The organism is Clostridium sp., from assembly GCF_016650095.1.
Classification (GTDB): Bacteria; Bacillota; Clostridia; order Clostridiales; family Clostridiaceae; genus Clostridium_AD.
In genome coordinates this window covers 1-2,153 of sequence record NZ_JAENWL010000439.1, presented here as the reverse complement: position 1 = coordinate 2,153, position 2,153 = coordinate 1, and the positions used below count along the sequence as shown (strand labels likewise).

The 2,153-nt window shown below is 29.6% G+C and carries 2 protein-coding genes and 1 tRNA gene; 2 read left to right on the top strand and 1 reads right to left on the bottom strand.

Going from position 1 to position 2,153, the window contains the following annotated elements:
- Positions 1–558: 558 nt before the first annotated feature.
- Positions 559–1,041, top strand: coding sequence for a sigma-70 family RNA polymerase sigma factor (locus JJE11_RS17605; protein WP_291637983.1), 483 nt, complete (start codon positions 559–561; stop codon positions 1,039–1,041).
- 2 nt (positions 1,042–1,043) lie between these two features.
- Positions 1,044–1,970 carry a hypothetical protein gene (locus JJE11_RS17600; RefSeq protein ID WP_291637981.1) on the top strand — a complete coding sequence of 309 codons (927 nt, stop codon included), beginning with the start codon at positions 1,044–1,046 and terminating at the stop codon, positions 1,968–1,970.
- Between the two features lie 70 nt (positions 1,971–2,040).
- Here JJE11_RS17600 and JJE11_RS17595 read toward each other — a convergent pair.
- A tRNA-Ala gene (locus tag JJE11_RS17595) sits at positions 2,041–2,116 on the bottom strand.
- Between the last annotated feature and the right edge of the window lie 37 nt (positions 2,117–2,153).

The window sequence follows — 2,153 nt, the reverse complement described above, 5'->3', positions numbered from 1 at the left end:
TTTCAAAGACCAATTTGCTAAGTCATCATGTGACGACTTCTACTATTCTACTAGGTATTGCTTGTTTTGTCAATAACTATTTAAAATTTATTTTCATTTGAAAATCATTTAAGTAGTAATTAACATTTAACTCACTGTGCCACTCGTTCGTGACGACAAGGAGTATTCTATCATAAGAATAGAGTTGCATATTTATCATTATTGTTATATATCAATATTATTCCTTGTTTACTCTGTATTTCTTCTTAATCCTTTATTTTAGCTATGTTGACACACATGGTAAGGTTTATAATAATATGTTTATCTTTAAGCATATTATTCATTTATTTGTATGAATCATTTAGCGTTTTAAATCAAATATTCAAACATAAAAATGATTTATGATAAAATGTGTATATGATTTATTTATTTCAAACCTATTATATATTTATAGATATTTTATTCACTCTTATATATTCCATAAATCAGATTTATCTTAAAATTTAAAATTAAGTGTCAAAAAATATGTGACGGATTCCCATTCTAATTCGTGTTATACATGAAAGGAGGTTTTCTCTTATGGAAAAACCATCTCAACGATACGGCGATAATTTTTCTGAAAAGTACAATTTATATGGTAATATACTTTTCAGAGTCTGTATGGTCTATCTTGGAAATAAAGAAGATGTAGAAGAAGCTCTGCAAGAAGCATTTATTAAACTTATTTATAATTGTCCTAAGTTCAATAATAATGAACATGAAAAAGCATGGTTCATTAAAATAACTATCAACATATGTAAAGATATGCTTAGAAGTCCATGGCGTAAACGGGTTGTGAAAATGGAGAATATTGAAACCTACTACGATAATACTTCAGATATTCATATTATGGAAGAAATTTTAAAGCTCCCTATTAAATATAAGGGCATCATACATCTCTATTATTTTGAAGATTATTCAGTTAAGGAAATTTCTGAGATTCTTAAAATTACGGAGTCTGCTGTAAAAATGCGTTTAAAGCGTGGTAGGGATATCCTAAAAATAGAATTGGAAGGGGAATAGTTATGAAGAAAATTGATATTAAACGTGTAATTGATAGATTAGAACCTGATAAAGAAATGGAACATAGGTTATCTGAACATGTTTTGCAAAAAAAACGTAATAAGTTTATTCTACATCCTATTTTTTCACTATCGGCTAGTCTTGTAATAATCATGTGTATTGGAATATTAGGATATAATTTCGTAGAAAAAAAACCTGATACTTCCGCACATATTATAAATTCAACAAGCGGTATAGATGTCCCCAAAATAGAATTACAAAAGAATATAAATGTTACTGCGGACATGATAGGGCTTATTGTGTATCAAGGTAGAGTATATACCCAATCTGATACTAAGATAAGTTCTGAAAATGCAGAAAATTTACTTGGCGAAAAACTTGGTACCACAAAAGAAAATATAGACGAGTGGAGCCAGCAAGATGATTATGCAGTTGAATTTGCATCAAATATAGGCAAAAATGGTGTTTACTCTGTTAAGGGTTATGATAAAAGTTTTAGAATAATGACTTATGAGAAAATTGACGGAACTTTTTATTCACCGTTTTATGATTGCATTAATGGAATTACAGTAAAAACTGGTGCTGATGTTTTTAATAAATTAAAAATAGAGAACAATACGAAAACAGCTAAATATGAAAACTTAGAAAGTTGGAACGATAACAAGAAACAATACAAAGAGCTAACTAAGCTTAATCTATTAAACAATTTAATAAATGAACTAAAAAATACAATTCCAAACACACAGGAGAGCTTATCCTATTTATTTGATGACAAAGGAGAAATAAATCAAAAGTTTATATATATAACTTTAAATGATGGCAGCGAGGTACCTCTAAGACTTTTTAAAGATGGATATATATATTATTCTCATATTTTCTTCAAAGTGGAGAATCAAGCTTTTAATAAACTTTGGAATGAACTTAACTAAGTGTTGCGTTCATCACGTAGAAAATAATAATTCTCTAAACTAAAAAAACAGTCCAATATGGACTGTTTTTTGGTGGAGACAACAGGAATCGAACCTGCGACCCCCTGCGTGCAAGGCAGGTGCTCTCCCAACTGAGCTATGTCCCCACATATGGTGGACCTTCAGGGACTCGAACCCCGGACC

Coding starts and splice junctions, on each gene's coding strand:
- JJE11_RS17600 (WP_291637981.1), top strand. CDS start 1,044: ATGAAGAAAATTGATATTAAACGTGTAATTGATAGATTAGAACCTGAT.
- JJE11_RS17605 (WP_291637983.1), top strand. CDS start 559: ATGGAAAAACCATCTCAACGATACGGCGATAATTTTTCTGAAAAGTAC.